This window comes from Acidithrix ferrooxidans (assembly GCF_000949295.1).
In the GTDB taxonomy this organism is placed as follows: Bacteria; Actinomycetota; Acidimicrobiia; order Acidimicrobiales; family Acidimicrobiaceae; genus Acidithrix; species Acidithrix ferrooxidans.
Genome location: NZ_JXYS01000018.1, coordinates 80,333 through 98,726 on the forward strand (window position 1 = coordinate 80,333; position 18,394 = coordinate 98,726).

General features: G+C 48.3%; 16 protein-coding genes. 4 read left to right on the top strand and 12 right to left on the bottom strand.

The annotated features are described in order from the left end of the window. Window positions 1-38: 38 nt before the first annotated feature. The gene (rpe, locus tag AXFE_RS03640) at window positions 39-728 is read right to left on the bottom strand and encodes a ribulose-phosphate 3-epimerase (protein ID WP_082058457.1); all 690 of its coding nucleotides are present in this window, start codon (window positions 726-728) and stop codon (window positions 39-41) included. Between the two features lie 321 nt (window positions 729-1,049). On the opposite strand from rpe, the gene AXFE_RS03645 reads away from it, so the two are divergent. After that, on the top strand, window positions 1,050-1,736 hold the full coding sequence (locus AXFE_RS03645; RefSeq protein WP_235347556.1) for a response regulator: 687 nt from the start codon (window positions 1,050-1,052) through the stop codon (window positions 1,734-1,736). 69 nt (window positions 1,737-1,805) lie between these two features. Then, window positions 1,806-2,957 carry a GAF domain-containing sensor histidine kinase gene (locus AXFE_RS03650; RefSeq protein WP_052604529.1) on the top strand — a complete coding sequence of 384 codons (1,152 nt, stop codon included), beginning with the start codon at window positions 1,806-1,808 and terminating at the stop codon, window positions 2,955-2,957. 95 nt (window positions 2,958-3,052) lie between these two features. Here the strand turns inward: AXFE_RS03650 and cbbX are convergent, their stop codons facing one another. From cbbX to AXFE_RS03665, 3 genes are all read right to left on the bottom strand, one after another. Further along, complete coding sequence (cbbX, locus tag AXFE_RS03655; RefSeq protein WP_052604530.1) at window positions 3,053-3,994, bottom strand: CbbX protein; 942 nt, start codon at window positions 3,992-3,994, stop codon at window positions 3,053-3,055. 243 nt (window positions 3,995-4,237) lie between these two features. Then, a complete protein-coding gene (locus tag AXFE_RS03660; protein WP_052604531.1) occupies window positions 4,238-4,675 on the bottom strand; it encodes a ribulose bisphosphate carboxylase small subunit in 438 nt (145 codons plus the stop codon). Between the two features lie 21 nt (window positions 4,676-4,696). Beyond that, window positions 4,697-6,175 (bottom strand): ribulose-bisphosphate carboxylase large subunit, encoded by a 1,479-nt coding sequence (locus AXFE_RS03665; protein WP_052604532.1) that lies wholly within the window; start codon window positions 6,173-6,175, stop codon window positions 4,697-4,699. Between the two features lie 241 nt (window positions 6,176-6,416). Here AXFE_RS03665 and AXFE_RS03670 point away from each other — a divergent pair, with 241 nt between their 5' ends. Next, complete coding sequence (locus AXFE_RS03670) at window positions 6,417-7,328, top strand: LysR family transcriptional regulator (RefSeq protein ID WP_052604533.1); 912 nt, start codon at window positions 6,417-6,419, stop codon at window positions 7,326-7,328. 566 nt (window positions 7,329-7,894) lie between these two features. Here the strand turns inward: AXFE_RS03670 and AXFE_RS03675 are convergent. From AXFE_RS03675 to AXFE_RS03685, 3 genes are all read right to left on the bottom strand, one after another. Continuing rightward, complete coding sequence (locus AXFE_RS03675) at window positions 7,895-9,091, bottom strand: aminopeptidase P family protein (protein ID WP_052604534.1); 1,197 nt, start codon at window positions 9,089-9,091, stop codon at window positions 7,895-7,897. Window positions 9,092-9,224: 133 nt separating this feature from the next. Continuing rightward, window positions 9,225-11,477 carry a heavy metal translocating P-type ATPase gene (locus tag AXFE_RS03680; protein ID WP_082058464.1) on the bottom strand — a complete coding sequence of 751 codons (2,253 nt, stop codon included), beginning with the start codon at window positions 11,475-11,477 and terminating at the stop codon, window positions 9,225-9,227. Between the two features lie 99 nt (window positions 11,478-11,576). After that, entirely contained in the window at window positions 11,577-11,783 is a 207-nt protein-coding gene (locus AXFE_RS03685) for a heavy-metal-associated domain-containing protein (protein ID WP_052604536.1), read from the bottom strand. 86 nt (window positions 11,784-11,869) lie between these two features. On the opposite strand from AXFE_RS03685, the gene AXFE_RS21015 reads away from it, so the two are divergent. After that, window positions 11,870-12,196 carry a metal-sensitive transcriptional regulator gene (locus AXFE_RS21015; RefSeq protein ID WP_052604537.1) on the top strand — a complete coding sequence of 109 codons (327 nt, stop codon included), beginning with the start codon at window positions 11,870-11,872 and terminating at the stop codon, window positions 12,194-12,196. A 493-nt stretch (window positions 12,197-12,689) separates the two neighbouring features. Here AXFE_RS21015 and lipA read toward each other — a convergent pair whose 3' ends face one another. From lipA to AXFE_RS03720, 5 genes are all read right to left on the bottom strand, one after another. After that, window positions 12,690-14,333: a lipoyl synthase gene (gene lipA / locus AXFE_RS03700; RefSeq protein ID WP_052604539.1), complete on the bottom strand. Its 1,644-nt coding sequence runs from the start codon at window positions 14,331-14,333 to the stop codon at window positions 12,690-12,692. Window positions 14,334-14,475: 142 nt separating this feature from the next. Continuing rightward, window positions 14,476-15,507, bottom strand: a complete 1,032-nt coding sequence (locus AXFE_RS03705) for a dihydrolipoamide acetyltransferase family protein (protein WP_052604540.1) — start codon at window positions 15,505-15,507, stop codon at window positions 14,476-14,478. A gap of 14 nt (window positions 15,508-15,521) precedes the next feature. After that, entirely contained in the window at window positions 15,522-15,869 is a 348-nt protein-coding gene (locus AXFE_RS20685) for a biotin/lipoyl-containing protein (RefSeq protein WP_052604541.1), read from the bottom strand. Further along, window positions 15,862-17,262, bottom strand: coding sequence for a dihydrolipoyl dehydrogenase (gene lpdA / locus AXFE_RS03715; protein ID WP_235347560.1), 1,401 nt, complete (start codon window positions 17,260-17,262; stop codon window positions 15,862-15,864). Before lpdA ends, AXFE_RS20685 begins: the two co-directional genes overlap by 8 nt. Before the next feature lie 398 nt (window positions 17,263-17,660). Beyond that, window positions 17,661-18,353 carry a ribonuclease HII gene (locus AXFE_RS03720; protein WP_052604542.1) on the bottom strand — a complete coding sequence of 231 codons (693 nt, stop codon included), beginning with the start codon at window positions 18,351-18,353 and terminating at the stop codon, window positions 17,661-17,663. Window positions 18,354-18,394: the final 41 nt, after the last annotated feature.

Sequence of the window (18,394 nt, forward strand, 5' to 3'; positions counted from 1 at the left end):
TACCTCTTAGTTAACGGCTTTATGTCGCAAGAGGGTCTTTAGGCTTTTCGTTTGGCTTGACCTGCTAAATTGCGAATTTCAGTCACTGCGGCCTCAAGGCCGTCGGGATGTTTAAAGAGAGAAGAGCCAGCAACCAATGTTCTTGCGCCCGCACTCACAGCACCCTCAACGGTAGAGGAGGAGATTCCCCCATCAACCTCAATTTCAATTTCATGACTAAACGAGTTTGCCAATTCATAGGCTGAGCTAATCTTTGACTCCATCGTCGAAATGTAGGCCTGGCCACCAAAGCCAGGATTAACCGTCATAATCAGGATTAGATCTAACAAATCCACGACATTCTCTATGGCACAGATAGGGGTTGCCGGGTTCAGTGCCACGCCGACCTTAGCCCCAGCTTGTCTCACGCGACCCAGAGTCCGATGAAGATGTCGAGTTGACTCAGCATGAATGATAAGCAGCTCACAGCCTGCCGCTACATATTTTTCGATATATTGATCTGGATCAACAATCATAAGATGAGCCTCAAAACCAAGAGTCGTAACTTTTCGCGCCGACGCTATGGTATCTGGACCAAATGTAAGATTTGGTACAAAGACACCATCCATAACGTCCCATTGAATTCGATCCACACCCGCTTTTTCCAACTCCACAACCGCATTACCTAGTTGTGAAAAGTCAGCAGGTAGCACCGAAGGGATTACCAAAATATTCTGCTTTACACCCATCGTCAACCCCCTATTTGGAAAAACTGCGTACCTTTAGATCTTTCCTAAAAACAGTTAATCAACTCACAGCCTAAAGCGGTCCGCTGCATAGTGAATAATCCGAATTGATCATTACAATTTAGAAAAGAATCTAGGCGACCTAAACACCTATACTCTTCCCACATAAGAGGGATTTACCAAACTGAGATCGACCAATGTCACATTGAGGAGTACCATCAAATAAGGTGTTCATTATTGAAAAAGTCGCAAGTAACGGCTATCTCGCCCTTAAATTTTTTCTAACTGTAGCTTTCTAGCTATTTTCGCATGGGACCAACAGACGTGGAACAAGATAACGACACTAAAGATGCAATGACAGAGATGATCTCGGTCCTTTTAGTCGACGATCAAGACATCATTCTGGATGGAATCAGTTCAATGATGAAGCGATTCGAGAATCAGATCAAAATTGTGGGCAAGGTTAAGGATGCACAAAGCGCTATCGCCTTTGTCACTACAAACCAATTAGACATCGTAATCACCGACGTACGTCTCAAAAACGACAGCGGCATCGATCTCTGCAGGGAAATCTCCAAGTCATTTCCTGATGTTTCGGTCGTCATGCTAACTGTCTACGATGACGAGCAGTATCTATTTCAAGCCCTACGATCTGGAGCAAAAGGGTTTCTTCTCAAACAGATCACCGCTGCTGAACTGCTAGAGCAACTCCTACGGGTACAAAACGGTGATATCGTCGTCGATCCTCAGCTAGCGGGCAGGGTTGCACTATCTGCGGCACGTCTTCACTCGGGTGAATTCTGGCCAGGAGCACACCTAGGGTTAACGCAAAGGGAGTCAGAGGTCCTTGACCTTGTGACCAAGGGAAACTCAAACAAGGCAATCGCAGCGAAGCTCTTCGTTGGAGAAGAGACAGTCAAGACCCACCTGAGCGCGGTCTATCGCAAACTCGGCGTCAAAGATAGGACTGCAGCTGTAGCACTTGCAATGCGCGAAGCAATCTTTAGATAACAATAATGCAAAAGCCCCTTTTGAAAGGGATAAGGGAAATCCCAAAATGATGAGTCTTTGGAGTTCACATTGAAAGATCACTTGCTTCGTCAAATTATTGACGCAATGCCACACGTCACAGATCTAGAAGAGCTAGCAGATCACGTTGCTGAACTTGTGATAGGGGCTTTCGGTGCAGACGTATGCTTCGTCTATCTCCTAGACGAGGACCAAAGACATATCAGTCTGATTGGCGCGACACCTCCTTATTCGATCCATAGGGGCAAGATTCGCCTAGCCGTTGGAGATGGTATCTCGGGATGGGTCGCTCAATCCAAGATACCTTTAATTGTTCCGGACAAATGGGCGGACAGTAGATACCGTTATATGCCTGAACTGGAGGGGGAAAACTTCAATTTCCTGATCTCGGTGCCGATGATGAGACCTGGTGAGGTAGTAGTTGGCGTCCTAAATGTCCATTGGCGCGAATTGCCAAGCGAGAGCGAATCGATCTTGGTGGACCTGCAATATGTCGCCAACCTATTTGCCGGCAACGTCGAAATGGCCGCCCTCGTTGAAAAACTTGCCCGACGCGAGAGTCAACTTGAAAAATTCGCAGCCGACACTATCGATGCAGCGGAGTTAGAGCGAAAGCGAATCGCAAGAGATATTCATGATGGCCTTGGACAACTCCTACACTCGGCACTCTACCATCTAGATGCTGCAATGTATCCAGAATCGATGAACGCCTCACGTATAGAGATAACTGCGGCCAAAGATCTCGTCGTCTCGGCCATCTCAGAGGTAAAAGAGACAATATCGCGACTTCGACCAGGAATCCTAGATGACCTTGGTCTTATGGCGGGCTTAGCAAGTCTTTGCAATTCGATAAAAAACCCCGAAGTTGACGTCGAACTTCCCGAGGTATTCGATGCGATCCTCTCTAGCGCAGCCGAGATCACCATCTACCGAATTACCCAAGAAGCGCTGGCAAACATCATCAAACACTCCGGAGCAACTTGGGCATCGCTGAAGATTTGGCTCGACTACGAACTTCGGATTCTGCATGCGATTATCTCCGACGATGGAGCGGGGTTCGATGTCGACGATGTCAATAACGGCCACGGAATTCAAGGTATGAGGGAAAGAGTTGAGCTGATCGGAGCAAGCCTCGAGGTATTTTCACGCGCAAACCATGGTACAAAGATCCACCTCAAAGTACCATTCTCCCTAAATCAATAGAATCAGGTTTGGGTAAATTAGATTCCAAGCTCTCATCGCAGAAGCTATATCTCTAGCCAACCCTAAAACCTCCAAACACCAAGGGGTTTCGCGAATCAATCTTTAGGTCCAGGCTCCAAAAATATTCTACTGGCCAAGAAGTCAACATCTTCGATAGTCATTAGGTCTAACCGGGTAAGGCGATCTCCTCGACGTTCAAACAACCTATTCGCCTGTCGAAGTCGGGCTCTATCCAGAGCGTTCCGGATCGATCGTGCATTTGCAAAGAATGGCTGCTCCATCCGCCGTTGTACATATTGTTCAAAGACGGCTTCGGCTTTCCCGCTCATTACGTAGTTCTGCTCAGCTAACATCAACTTAGCGATTGTCACAAGCTCCGTCTTGGTGTAATCAGGGAAGTCGATATGGTGTGCAATCCGAGATGACATCCCAGGATTACTAGTGAAAAACTTGTCCATGCGATCTTTATAACCAGCCAAGATCACGACAAGATCGTCCCTTTGGTTCTCCATAACCTGTAGAAGAATCTCGATCGCTTCGCCACCATAGTCGCGCTCGTTCTCCGGCTTGTAGAGATAGTAGGCCTCATCGATAAAGAGCACTCCCCCCATCGCCTTCTTGAGAATCTCCTTGGTCTTAGGCGCCGTATGGCCGATATATTGACCCACTAAGTCGTCGCGAGTAACCGAGACCAAATGACCTTGTCGTACATATCCAAGACGATGCAGTATCTCTGCCATGCGCAAAGCCACAGTCGTCTTACCGGTGCCAGGATTTCCCGTAAAGCTCATATGCATCGAGGGTGCGCCAGAGGAAAGATCCAACTGACGACGCACTCGATCGACCAGCAAAAGTGAAGCTACCTCGCCAATTCGCGTCTTAACCGGTTTCAAACCAACGAGTTCTTTATCGAGCTTCTCCAAGATACTTGCGATATTCGACTCTTTGTATACCACATCCAAATCAACGAAATCATCTGCCGTGCCCAGAGAGAGGTTGTCTTCGTCGTCACTTACATTAGCGCCAAGGTCATCCATCTAAATTCTTTCTTCTCACTAAGCCACCAATAAGAGGTCCTCACCGCAAACACTCAAGCAAAGAGGCAAACAAGCTGACCATCTAAGTTCATAAATACTCATTCGACTGAGCCAATCACCTTGAATCTATTAGATGTGACAGAGAAAAATAGTGGAGTTTTTGAGAAAACAGCTCATAAAAGCCACCTCAGCCACTCCACCGTCAGTCATAAATAGTATTTTCAATAAAGGCGAGGGGTATCTCTATGGATACCTTTCACCCTCTGGTTGATCCGTGGCATAAGGGGTGATCGAGTATCTAATCGATCGACCATCGACCTCTTGTCGCTGCAGTCTGAACCCTGGCTCGTTGGGTGGGCGATTCACCATAAATGACATAGTTGGGCTCTCCGTGCCTCGATCTGAACCAAATGCCATAACACGGATGTAATAGTTAGGAAAGGTCGCCCGGCACTGATTGATCTCCCCCATAATGCCAGCTGGGTCCTTTAGGTCAAACATTGGCATACCATACATCTCCCAGTAGGTATTACGGGGATGGGGGTCGTCGGTATACTCCACGCTAAGCGCCCAACCGTGGTCAATAGCCCACTTTATCTGTAGCATTATCTGCTCGTCGCTAAGTTCTGGAAGAAACGAGAATTGACCCTGAGTCACTCGATTTGCTGGATTGGTCATCATAATCTAATCGTCTCCCTAGATCTAAAAGCTTGCCGTAGGTGTGGGAACAAAATCTGCAGTGTCGGTAGATTCATAGTTGAAGGTAACGTCCTTCCAGGTATCCAATGCTGCTCTTAGAGGAGTACACCACTTTGCCGCCTGCGCCAAGATCTCTGGCCCTTCGTTGAGATAATCCCTACCTTCATTTCGAGCCATGATCATAGCCTCTAAGGCCACACGATTTGCAGTTGCTCCCGCTTGGATACCCATTGGATGGCCAATGGTGCCACCGCCAAATTGAAGAATTACATCTTCGCCTAGGTAGTGAATCAACTGATGCATTTGACCAGCGTGAATTCCACCGGAAGCGACTGGCATTACCTTATTTAAAGATGCCCAATCCTGATCAAAGAATATCCCGTTCTCGAGCGACATCGGAGTACGCACCTCTCGAAGGGTGTCATAGAATCCCTTGATCATCAAAGGATCGCCTTCCAATTTGCCAACTACTGTCCCTGCGTGGATATGATCAACGCCTGCCATCCTCATCCATTTGCAAATGACACGAAAGTTCATCCCGTGATTCTTCTGTCTGGAATATGTCGAATTACCAGCACGATGCAGGTGAAGAATCATATCGTTTTTCCTAGCCCAATTGGCCATCGATTGAATCGCTGTATAGCCAACTACTAGGTCGATCATGACAACAATGGATCCCAGCGATTTGGCGAATTCAGCACGCTCATACATCTGTTCCATCGTCCCTGCGGTAACGTTTAGATAGTGGCCTTTCACCTCTCCAGTTGCGGCTGAAGCCCGATTTACCGCCTCCATTACGTAAAGAAAACGATCGCGCCAGTGCATGAAAGGCTGCGAATTGATATTCTCATCGTCTTTCACAAAGTCGAGGCCACCTTTGAGCGCTTCGTAGACAACTCGGCCGTAGTTGCGACCTGAAAGCCCCAGCTTCGGCTTGGTGGTAGCTCCAAGAAGTGGACGTCCAAACTTATCGAGCCTTTCGCGCTCAACGATGATTCCCGTCGCTGGACCCTGAAAAGTTTTAAGGTAGGCGACCGGAAGCCTCATGTCCTCAAGTCTCAAAGCTTTTACCGCCTTGAAACCAAAGACGTTGCCAATGATTGAAGCAGTCAAATTGGCAATCGAACCCTCTTCAAAAAGATCCAAGTCGTAGGCAATGTAAGCAAAATACTGAGCTTCGGTATTGGTACCGACGCCGGTATTTGGAACCGGATCAACACGATAGGCTTTCGCGCGATAGAGCTCGCAAGCGGTCAATCGATCTGTCCACACGACCGTCCAGGTCGCAGTAGAAGATTCCCCAGCTACAGCAGCTGCTGCTTCCTCTGGATCAACCCCTGGCTGTGGTGTAATTCTAAAAAGTGCCAGAACATCTGTATCCTTGGGGATGTAATCGGGTTCCCAATAACCCATCTGCTTGTAGGGTATTACGCCAGACTTATAACGTTCGTTTGCTTCGCCACCGGCTGATGTTTTATCCATTTGATGGATAGCCTCCTTCGATTGTCAATGCGCAGTTACCGCTAGAGCCGCTCCAATAGATCGCACGGTCCTCAATCCCTACAGAATTTTCAGGGAGAAATAACCGGACGCCTTATAAGAAAACTATGAAAGCCATTAGCGAGCCACGCACCCTCTACATACCCACTCTAGACTCTTCAATAAGTCATACATCTGAAAAAAGCACGGTTTTTGACTCAAACAAGACGGTAAAATCAGCGCTATGACCTTCAATCAACTTCGAACCCTTGTAGCAGTCGTTCAAAACGGGTCGATTACCGGCGCCGCAGACGAACTCTACCTCTCTCAATCTGCAGTCTCTTCTTCTATTTATGCCTTGCGCGACGAACTTGGAATTGAACTTTTCTCTAAATCTGGACGAAACATCGAACCTACACCCGCATGTTTAGTTCTATACAAGCAAGCCAAGGTGATCTTAGGCATGGCGGAGAAGGCAAAGATTGAGGCTATCGCCACGTCAGACACTAAGAAAAGGATACTTAGAATGGCCTCAGTCACCACTGCAGGCGAGGCGTTGCTACCTCGGTGGATACGGTCATATATAGATTCACAAAGCGACGTTGAAATTCGCAGTCATGTTGAAAACCGTTCCCGAGTATTCGAATTGCTCGAATCTCACTCGGTAGACCTCGTTATTGCGGGACGTCCACCGCTTGGAATGGCCTTCAAAACCCTAGCCGTTCGCCCGCATAAGCTGATGCTTGTGGCATCTGCAAATTCCGAGATTGCCAAAATCTATGAAGCTGGAGGTGACGTCACCTCCCTCTTAGCTCGATCTACCTGGCTCATGAGAGAGGAAAAGTCGGGCACACGCAAAAGTCTCGAAGAGTTGCTTGACCTCCTGGCAATATCGCCTCGTATGCTGACGATCGGATCCAACGTGGCACTGCGAGAAGCTGTAGCCCTTGATATAGGTGTGACTTTATTGTCCTCAGATACGGTCAGTACTCAACTTGAAATGGGTATTTTGAAGGAAATTAACGTCCCTCCATTGCCAATTGTAAAACAATGGCATATTACCTCCCGGGACGAAGATGGAGTTCAAGCAGAGATTGCGGCCAACTTTGCCAACCACCTCATCGAGCACAAATTCGTCTCCGCCTTGCCCTCTTAGGTGAAAATATGCTATCTGCTCAACCGACCTTATGGCTGGCGAATTGGGTCATAGATCTCAATTTCTCAAATGAAACCTTAGTGGAACAGGCAAGTTCAAAAACTCAACGATCAAGTCCAAGTCAAGCTAGCTCTCGACAATTTAAACCTTGGCACACTTAAACCTTGGCATTGAATGGCTACCTCTAAACCCCAACTCAGATCGCCAGCCTTGTCCAAAAGCTTACGACAAATTTGGGTTCACCTTCAACGAGGGTAGAAAGTTTAGCTACTTCGTCTTGTGAGATTGGTTGTCTTGCGGGCCGTGCAATATGCAATCTCTTGTTCAAAAGCCAAAATCCAATTTAACATCGTGGCCCCATCCAAAGTAAAAACCAAAACGTAAAGACGAAGGAAGGAGTAAAAGCCACGAAGTAAAAGCAACAGAGAGCTTAAAACTGTTAGTCCCAAGCTCCCTTGAACTTTGCCATGGGTTTAGCGACAAAAGCGAACCCCACCAAAAGATGTAACGATCATTGCTTTGAAATTTAGTAGCTCCAAGTCAACCTCTAAAAAGCCCACAAATGACTAAGAGAGGATGCTCAATTCACGCGATGCTCGGTTCAAAGAGACACCCATATGCTCACCCACGACGCATATGTCCTCGATTCGCGCCCCGAACTTCCCAGGAATATAGATACCCGGTTCAATGGAAAAAGCAGCATAAGCCCCTAATAAAGTCGAGTTCGTAGAGGCAATATAGGGGTCTTCATGTTCCTCTATGCCAATGCCGTGGCCAGTCCGATGGACAAAGAACTCGCCATATCCGCTTGCCTCTATGACATTTCGTGCAATCGCATCTAGTTCTGCTCCTGAAAGCGCGCTAGACATCTCATCTCGCGCCTTGGTCTGAGCTCGACTCAAAACGCCATAGAGTTCAACAAATTCTCCCCCGAGGTCTCCAACTCCTATAGTTCGAGTGATATCGGAGCAGTAGCCGGGTTCTTCGCCCAATCGAAAGACTCCACCAAAATCACATACGACCGCATCACCAATAGAAATTATCCTATCGCCTGCCTCATGATGGGGACTTGCCGAATTAGGGCCAGAACCAACGATCGCAAAGTTGACCTTGGCCAGTCCTTCCGCTACAAGTCGGCTAGAGAGTTCATCGGAGACCTCTGCCTCAGAACGACCCAAAACTGCAATTTCTCCAGCCAACAACTGATCAGCGACTCGATCTGTTATATGTGCAGCCCGAGCAAGCATAAGAAGCTCAAGGCTGTCCTTTTGACCTCTCAAACCCTTCAGAAGACCAGAGGCAGAAATAAAGCGTGAATTTGGACAGGTATTTTGAAGCTCCAACAGTGCTGAGGCCCACATCCGATCGGAGACCCCTACAAGGTCCGCCTTTGAAAGAAGGGATCCAATCATCTCGTATGGATTTGAGCCCTCTTTCCATGGCCGTAATTCAAAAAGTTCCGCGTAGTGGCGAACTCGTGGCGCCTCCAACTCTGGAACGAACAAAACTGGAGCAACACCACGTCTAACCACAAGTGCAGTTAACCTCTCTAGGGGCATTGCTTCATATCCACTGAGCCATGGCAAATCAGCTCCAAGTGAAAGAATCAATGCGTCAACACCAGCCTCCTCAAGGGCAGATTGGGTTGATTCAAGACGGTTCAACCTTGAGGCATGAAAGCCATCATCACCGACGGCCCTCAGAGCATCCTTCACAAATACCTCGTCAGATAATTTGTCAATCAAAAAATGAGACTGAACCAATCAAAACACACCCTATCAATTCATATCGACTTACAGATTGCCCCAACATCACCGCCAGTCACATTGGCGAGACGGCGGTACCACCAAAAGATTCTACCAAAGAGATCTATGACATCGAGGATGCAAATCGTCTCTAGCGTCGCATAAAGCCGAAAAGGCGCAAAGAATTGCCAACGACAAAGACTGACGAGAAAGCCATTGCACTTCCAGCTATGACCGGGTTTATCAATCCGGCCATAGCGATTGGAATCGCCGCGACGTTATAAGCAAAAGCCCAAAATAAATTAGTGTGTATGGTTCTAAGAGTTGCTCGCGCAACCAAGATTGCCGAATAGGCCCCACTGACACCGCCTAAAAATACTGTGATGTCTCCGGACTCTTGTGCTATCGCAGATCCGCTTCCCATCGCCACTCCCAGATCGGCTTGCGCAAGGGCAGCTGCGTCATTAATGCCATCGCCTATCATTGCGACCCTTGCCCCCTGGGACTGTAACTCTCGAATGTAGTCTGCCTTTTCACTCGGTGTTGCACCAGCTACTACCCGTTCAATCCCTAATTGTGACGCGGTAATACGAGCACTTTCTTGATTGTCACCGCTCAAAAGAACAACATCTAAATTTGACTGGCGCATCTTTTTAAGGGTCTCAAAGGCGTCATCCCTTATCTCATCGCCTATGGCCATAAATGCCACGACGATACCATCAAGGCCAATATAGCTACGGCTCAACCCAGTTGTAATGGAGACGTTAGAGATATAGGCGTCAACCTTGCTTTGAAAGGAAGTGGAGATTTCGAAGCCTGAACTTAGACAGAAATCCAACTTTCCGATTGCGACAGAATGGCCGGCGACTTGGGCCATGACCCCAGACCCCACATATGACTTGAAGAGATCCGCCTTTTGTACCTCCAGCTCCCTTTCCTCGGAGAGAGAGACGATAAAACGTCCAATGGGATGGGTGGTTGCCGCTTCAGCACTAGCGGCCATCGAAAGTACAAAGTCATAATCAAAACCAACTTCTAGGAGTATCTCCTGAAGTGTCATCGTTCCAGTTGTGAGAGTTCCGGTCTTATCAACAACGACCGTATCAATCTTTCCTGCAGCCTCTAGAGCCTCTGGACCACGGATAAGAATACCCATCTGCGCGGCACGCGACGTTCCAACCAGAATAGCCATAGGGGTAGCAAGTCCAAGGGCACAGGGACATGCGATTACCAAAACCGCGATCGCACTTGAAAATGAGAGTGCGATTGAATCACCGATAATAACTCGAAACAAGAAGGTAGCTATTGCGATTGCAATAACGCTCGGCACAAAGATTCCCGATACCTTATCGGCGATGGCTTGAACCTTGGCCTTTTTTGCTTGGGCCTCTTCAACCATCGACACAATACCTGCGAGCGCCGTATCCGAGCCCACCTTGGTAGCCCTAACGACTAAAAAGCCATCAACGTTCAGCGACCCACCGACGACCTCCATCCCTGACTTGAATCGCTTGGGCTCATATTCCCCGGTCAGCAAAGCCAAATCCAAGAGGGCTTCACCCGATTCGATCTCACCGTCTGTTGGAACCTTCTCCCCTGAACGTACGGAAAACCGATCGCCAGGACGAAGGTCTACAACATCGATTTCAACCTCAATGTCGTTGTTCAATATCTTATGTACGACCTGGCCATTACCTAATAAAAGAGAGCGAAGCACACTGGTGGATCGTCTCTTTCCCTTGGCTTCTAAGTAGCGACCAAAGAGAATTACCGTGATAACGACCGAGGCGGTTTCTAAGTAGATGTCTGGATGATGCGAATTTATCGAGGCCGTCAACGAAAACATCATCCGAAAAGACGGGCCTCCCGCATCGGTAAAGATCAGCGCGTACAAAGACCAAAGATAGGCAGCTAATGAACCAAGTGAGACGAGGGTGTCCATGGACGAGGTCAAGTGTCTCGCATTGGCGATGGCGGCTTTATGGAATGGAAGTCCGCCATAGATAAATACTGGAGTTGCTAGCGCAAGTGCTACCCACTGCCAGTATTGAAATTCCAACGATGGAACCATAGACAAAGCTAAGACAGGAAGCGACAAAATAGCCGAGATGATCAGGCGATTCCTAAGTGGATTCAGGTGATCTAGATATCTCGACTCATCATCAATTTCACCACTACTCCTATCATTCCCCTCAATCAACGACGCTCCATAGCCAATGCCAGATATTGCATCTAGAAGATCCTGCGTCGTCAAAAGGGAAGAGTCAAAAGAAACTGAGGCCTTCTCTGTGGCGAAGTTCACATTTGCGCTCGCACCATCTAAGCGATTCAAGCGCTTCTCAATTCGAGCCGCGCAAGAAGAGCAGGTCATCCCAGTTAAGCATAGCTCCACACTCTCGCCCATAGACTTATCATCTATTGTTGAATTTTCGCCAACCGCCACAGTTGTCTGCCTTTCGATAGTGAAGTCCTATCGAGACTTCGTCTCTTGAGGGTTAGAAGATCAAACCAGCTGAGCTTCGTAGCCCGCTTCATCTACTGCATTAAAGATCTCAGCGTCATCGAGCTTCTCGCCCGAAACTACAACCAATTTCGTCTCAAGATCGACGTCAACCTGCGAAACGCCCGCAACCTTATCGATTTCACCTTTGACCGCTGCCACACAATGGCCACAAGTCATTCCCTCAACCTTGTAAGATTTCGTCTCCATTTTTCCTCCTAAGATATATACCCTACCCCCCCTAGTGTATACTTAGATTAAGTATTTATCAAACTGCTAAGCTACAAAGGATCGGAATGGACTCAGAAGATTTAGAAAACTCTCCCAATGAGCTAGTCGGAGTCTCGAGGGGCTACACCTCATCCAAGGGCGATCTACTTGAGCGGATCGCAAAGATAGAGGGACAGATCAGGGGCGTAGCTAAAATGGTCGAAGCGGATCGATACTGCGTTGACGTACTTACCCAAATATCGGCAATTCAAGGGGCTCTCAAAAAAGTCGAACTCGGGTTACTAGAAGGGCATCTGAGACACTGCTTGATTGGCCACGGTGGAGGACCGACCGACCCTAACGAACAGACCGCTGAGGTAATGGGCGTCGTAAAAAGGATAGTTTCCCACTGATTCATCAAATAGCCACATCAAATAGCCATTGGTAAACCACCTTGAAACAGCTTCGCCAACTCGGCCCTAAAAGATCTAGAGCGAAATGACTTCAGCGCCTTAGCAATGAAACTGACCAAATAGGCGTCAGGTCGCTGTTTTGAATTTTCGATCTTGATCCACGGAAGATTCCAAGCCCCCCGTGTTTCGTCGGGACTAAGTCTCCTACATAAGATGATCTCCACGGACACAAATCTCCAAATTTTGAGACGGAACAGAAATGAAGTTCAAGATCGACCAAATTGTTTCACCAATGCAATCACATCGCTCAAAGTCCCAAGGATTCAAAGAGTCAAGATCACAAATTCAAATCCTATGCAATTCCGAGTGAGATCGTCCATCTTTGAGATCTACCCATGTGACATATCCGCAAAATCTAGCCAAAAAGAGAGTGTTGACCCCGTCTTACATAGACGAGAGTCAGCAAAAAACAGATGTAGGTCCCATCATCCAGCTAGACCTTGATACCAAGTCCCGCCTCCTTGGCGTGATAAGACGACCTAGTATTTGGCGAAGATTCGACGTGTCGGATCCCCAATGCTTCCCCATATGATTTCAACTCGGCGAATTCTTTGGGCGTATACCACTTCGAAACTGGAAGGTGCTTTCTGGTCGGTCTCAAATATTGCCCAATAGTTACAATCGAGACTCCAACGCTAGCCAAATCCCTAAGGGTCGCCTTGAGCTCATCCATCGTCTCGCCCATCCCTACGATAATCCCTGATTTAGTAACCAAACCAGCCTTTACGGCACCTGAGAGAACCGACAAACTGCGCGCGTAGCTCGCTTGGGGTCGCACAGCCCGCTGGAGACGAAGAACGGTCTCAATATTGTGATTCAATACATCGGGAGCTGCCTTATAGATGGCACTTAGAGCGTCTTCGTCGCCCTTGCAGTCAGAGATCAAAACCTCGACCCCGATATCTCGACCAAGTCGTCGAATCTGGTTTATCGTCTCAACAAAACCAATTGCTCCCCCGTCACTAAGATCATCCCTAGCCACGGCAGTAACGACGGCAAAATCAAGGCCCATCTTTTCAACGGCCAAAGCAACCCTTCGGGGTTCGTCAAGATCGAGCGGTAGCGGCCGATCGGTCTTGACGAGGCAAAATCCACATGCTCGAGTACAGTCTTCGCCATTGATCATGAACGTCGCGGTCCCTTGACTCCAACATTCATAAATATTGGGACAACCGGCCTCCTCGCAGACAGTTACCAGATTTAGGCCCCTCATGGTTTCCTTGAGTTCCTGATACTCCGAACCCATCTTGGTCCGAAGTTTAATCCATTCAGGTTTGGTCTTTGAAATCGAAATTCCCTCTGCGGTCCCAACGCCAGCGCTCGCCAGTCTTCTATCTAGAGAGCGAGACTCCGCCATGGCATCAACCTTGGGTGCCACCTTAATGATTGAATCCACCAAGTTTGGATCTTGCATTGAATAGCCATCAGACGAAGAAGCTCCGTAGAAAGATGCCTCAGAAAAACCAAAGATTTTAGGCGCCAAAGATGCCACCACGCCAACAACGTCTTCCACTTGACAGACACTACCCTCGGCTTGCATCGAGGTAACCCCGTATTCGCTGATACCACACGGAACAATGTTAGAAAACATCTCCAAATCTGTAGTTACGTTCAACGCGAAGCCATGCATCGAACGTCCCCTAGAGATTCGAACCCCGATAGCCGCAATCTTTCTGAGACTACCATCCTTAGAGATCGTCCATACACCCGGAAAGCCAGGGTTTCGCTGTCCTACAATTGAAAATTTATCTAGAGTTGCGATTATCAAATCTTCAATCTTCGCGACAAAATTAGGGGTTGAATTTTGCTCCGTAGCTACATCTAAAATTGTATAGCCAACGAGCTGACCCGGGCCATGGTAGGTGACGTCTCCGCCCCTGTCAACCCTAACCATTTCAGCCCCAACTTGTTTGGGGTCTACAAGAATATTGGAGATATCAGCCCTAACGCCCAGGGTATAGACGTGATTATGCTCCAACAGTAGTAGATGCTGAGCTTTCCCAGAGTCAAATAAGCCGTGTTGAAGGGTATAAGCATCCCGATAAGCCACCTTCGACAACCAACGAACCTCTAACATCTACAACTCCATCTTCAAAATTAGATTTACTTTTAAAATTTAGCAAGGGTGTGGATCACTGACCTAAGGTCAGTGATCCACACCCCCGAATCAACAGACTGAAACTTGCCCTTCTATACCCAATAGGGAGCGTTCTAAAAAATTAGAACTCTTGAGCCCAATTCCAAGTCTCAATGATCTCTTTCATTCGCGCTAGATATGCAGCCGCGTAGGCTCCATCAATTACCCTATGGTCAAAGGTAAGCGCAAGAATGCCAACCGAGTGAATCGCTATGCTCTCAGATCCATCTGGAAGGGTAATCACTACGGGTTTACGCTTGACACCATCGGTTGAGAGAATTGCTACTTGTGGCTGATTGATGATCGGAGCCGTCATAAAGGTACCATAGGGACCAGGGTTGGTGATTGTAAAAGTACCACCAGCCAAATCATCAGCACTCAATCTCTTAGTTCGAGCTCGAGTCGCCAAATCTTTGATATCTCTAGCTAGCCCTGTAAGTCTCTTTTGATCAGCTCCATGAATAACTGGCGCTATCAGACCCTCAAGATCAAGATCTACCGCTATTGAAAGATTCCGATCATGATGGACGATCAGTTCATCATCGCCCACAGATGCATTCAACCGAGGAAAGGTGCGCAATGCCTCCACTGTCGCCCTTGCGACAAAAGGAAGATAGGTTAGAGAGAATCCCTCTTCTCGCTTGAAGGCCTCCTTGAGCGATGCACGAACTCGATCTACCGCTTCGAAGTCAACCTCGATAGCAACTAACGTGTGAGCAGATGTGGCCTTAGATCGAACCATATGCTCTGCTGTGCGTCGTCGAATATTATTAAACGGAATAATCTCATCTCGAGCTCCAGCGGTAGCAGGCGGGAAAACGTCAGCATGAATTGGCTGGCGATTTACGATCTGAGGTACCTGAGAAATAGTCTCCGGAAGACGCGGCGCTGGAGCTGGTGCAGCTACCCAAGCCGGTGCAGCCGGTGCAGCCGGTGCAGCCGGTGCAGCCGGTGCAGCCGGTGCAGCCGGAGCTGATTGCGACCGAGCGACTTGATCCAAATAGTCCAGAACGTCAGATCTAGTAATTCGACCTCCTGCACCAGATCCCTTGATAAGCGAAACGTCCAATGAATTTTCATCAATCAAGCGTCGCACAACTGGAGAGAGAACCAATCCCTCGACATTTCCTAGCACGGCCACAGGAGCTGGGGCTGGGGCTGGGCTGGGGCTGGAGCCGGAGCTGGAGCAGGAGCCGGAGCCGGAGCTGGAGCAGGAGCCGGAGCTGGAGCAGGAGCCTCGCTGGATTCTCCAACGATTGCCAAAATAGTTCCTACCGCTACGGTGTCTCCCTCTTCAGCCAAGATCGAAGTTAGATAACCGCTGGCCGTAGATGGTACTTCCGAATCGACTTTATCTGTCGAAACCTCAAAGAGCACCTCGTCGATGGCAATTTTATCACCAACTTTTTTTAGCCACTTTGTAATTGTGCCTTCTGTAACTGTTTCGCCAAGCTGTGGCATTAAGATCTCAGCCAACGTGTAGACCCCTTCCTGTTAAAGCTATTACCGTTTCGCCGAATGTCTCGGACAATGTTGGGTGCGGTTGAATAAAGTGTGCAATTTCTTCAGCTGTTGCTTCCCAGTTGACAGCCAAATAACCCATCCCCAGTTGCTCTGTTACCCATGGGCCAGCCATGTGAACCCCAAGGATACGTCCTGCGCTTCCATCGGCGCGCTTTTCCGCAACAACTTTCACAACGCCCTCGGTTTCACCTATAATCCGAGCACGTGAGTTGCCTCCGAATGGGTCCTTCTTGACGATGACATCGTAACCGGCATTTCTAGCCGCTTCCTCTGTCAATCCCGCGAAGGCTACTTCTGGGTGTGTATAGATACACCATGGTACATTGACGTAGTCTACAGGTATCGTGCGCTCTCCAAGAATGGTCTTGATTGCTACTATGGCCTCAGCAAAGCCCACGTGAGCAAGTTGTGCAGTAGCCACTAAGTCGCCAATTGCAAAAACACCTTCCTCAGAGGTCCTCATATATTCATCCGTTTGGACAAATCCTCTTTGATCAAGATTTACAGATGAGTTGCCTCCAAGAAGCTTCTCGCTAAATGGACGTCGACCCACTGAGACGATAACCTTGTCGACATGGACGCTACTTCCGTCTCCGAAGAAGAGGTTGGTCCCCTTCTCCCCGGGAGCATGTCCAGTGACGGCCACTCCGGTGTGCATTGCGATCCCACGCTTCCTGAAGGATCTAACAACGACATCTGCAACATCTTTATCACATCCCGCAAGCAGAGTGGGCATGGCCTCCAAAATAGTTACCTTAACGCCGAGATCTGACATCATTGACGCAAATTCGCAACCGATGGCTCCGCCACCTATAATCGCCACGCTCTCGGGCAGCTCAGACATTGCCAGAACTTCGTCCGAGGTAATAATGACTTCTCCGTCTATTTCAAAGCCAGGTATCGTACGAGGAACGGAACCCGCCGCCAAGATAATAGAATCCCCAGTGACAATCTCGCCACCGTCGATCTCTACCTTACCGTCACCAATGTAAGCACCAAAGCCCTCGATGATTTCGATTTTCCGACCTTTCATAAGGCCGGAAAGACCTTTCCAGAGCTGATCTACGACTCTCTGTTTGCGATTCTGTGTTATTGAGAAGTCGATCGAAGGCGGTGTCGTAAGAACCCCGAACTCCTTAGCTGACTCTACGGCGCGAAAAACGGCGGCACTCTCTAGGAACTCTTTGGCTGGTATGCAACCTCGATGAAGGCATGTCCCACCAACTTTTTCCTTTTCGACTACGCATACGCTCAAACCGGCGCTCGCACCGTATAGCGCTGCTGCGTAGCCTCCTGGGCCACCCCCTATCACGACGACGTCAAAATTTTTAGACGTCGCAATCACCTCCTAAGTAAGTGGTCCCAAACCACAAAAATAAGTCAAAAGAGCAAAACTCTTCCGACCTCACAACTCTATGCCCAAAACACCACAATTGGCAAACCGACACAGATCCAATCTCATATCAATCTATTGTCAATTTCACATCCAAGAAGGTCGCAGACCAAATAATGACTCGTTAATTGCAATTACCCTTATCGATTCTCATCTGAGACTTCCGAAGATAAAATCACCCAAAATCTCCTTAGGGCTGGAACGCGCAACAGCAGTGCCACGTTGGTAATTTAAAATTCAAATCCGCGATCCGACAGAAGATAATATCGTTACCGACGTCCATCTAGGGCCCACCACTGAAGCCATATAGATGAAAAGTATGCCCTAGGTAAAATTAATCGTTTGGGTCCTTAGCCTTCAAGTAGGTGATCTTCCCGAGAGGTACCAAGCGGCGACCAATCACATTGAAGTTTCATAGTTGCCACATAACTCCAGCTAACTCTATGTATCGCCGACAGTCCATAGACCCTCAATGACCTACGATGTTGTATCGAAGGATAGCCCTTGTTTCTCCAAAAAGACCAAAATGGGTACTGATCGTCGATAACTACCATGTACCGGTCTCGATTGACTTTGGCCACAATGCTTGCAGCGCCGATCAAAAGAGATCGGGAATCACCTTTTACAAGAGGAACTACTCGACATCCCGGCGAGACCACGAAGTCCACCCTGCCATCCAAAAGAATGAGCTTTGGCCTCTTCCCCAACGACTCCAATGCACGCGATGTTGCAAGGGATAGTGCTCTCGAGATCCCGTATAGGTCACATTCATTAGCGCTACACGACCCAACTGATCCGAAAAAGACCTCCAAAATCGCCTCATTAGCTATCTCGCGTTTCGATGGCGACAACACTTTTGAATCATCAATCAACCCAATTAGCGGGTCACCCTGCAAAAGAGCCCGTAACTCCCCAGCTGAGATGCCGACAACGCCAACGCTCAGCGGCCCAGCCCAAGAACCACGACCCACTTCGTCGACCCCAATTACAAGATCCGAGTCATTCAATCCATCCAAATATCTACCAGTAGTGAGATCTATCACACACGACCCTTTCGACCTCCAAATACCGATCAGATGGAGTC

What these genes read in the sequence shown, in the direction of transcription:
- rpe (WP_082058457.1), bottom strand. Translation starts at nt 728, where the DNA reads ATGGGTGTAAAGCAGAATATTTTGGTAATCCCTTCGGTGCTACCTGCT.
- cbbX (WP_052604530.1), bottom strand. Translation starts at nt 3,994, where the DNA reads ATGGATGACCTTGGCGCTAATGTAAGTGACGACGAAGACAACCTCTCT.
- AXFE_RS03660 (WP_052604531.1), bottom strand. Translation starts at nt 4,675, where the DNA reads ATGATGACCAATCCAGCAAATCGAGTGACTCAGGGTCAATTCTCGTTT.
- AXFE_RS03665 (WP_052604532.1), bottom strand. Translation starts at nt 6,175, where the DNA reads ATGGATAAAACATCAGCCGGTGGCGAAGCAAACGAACGTTATAAGTCT.
- AXFE_RS03670 (WP_052604533.1), top strand. Translation starts at nt 6,417, where the DNA reads ATGACCTTCAATCAACTTCGAACCCTTGTAGCAGTCGTTCAAAACGGG.
- AXFE_RS03680 (WP_082058464.1), bottom strand. Translation starts at nt 11,477, where the DNA reads ATGGGCGAGAGTGTGGAGCTATGCTTAACTGGGATGACCTGCTCTTCT.
- AXFE_RS03685 (WP_052604536.1), bottom strand. Translation starts at nt 11,783, where the DNA reads ATGGAGACGAAATCTTACAAGGTTGAGGGAATGACTTGTGGCCATTGT.
- AXFE_RS21015 (WP_052604537.1), top strand. Translation starts at nt 11,870, where the DNA reads ATGGACTCAGAAGATTTAGAAAACTCTCCCAATGAGCTAGTCGGAGTC.
- lipA (WP_052604539.1), bottom strand. Translation starts at nt 14,333, where the DNA reads ATGTTAGAGGTTCGTTGGTTGTCGAAGGTGGCTTATCGGGATGCTTAT.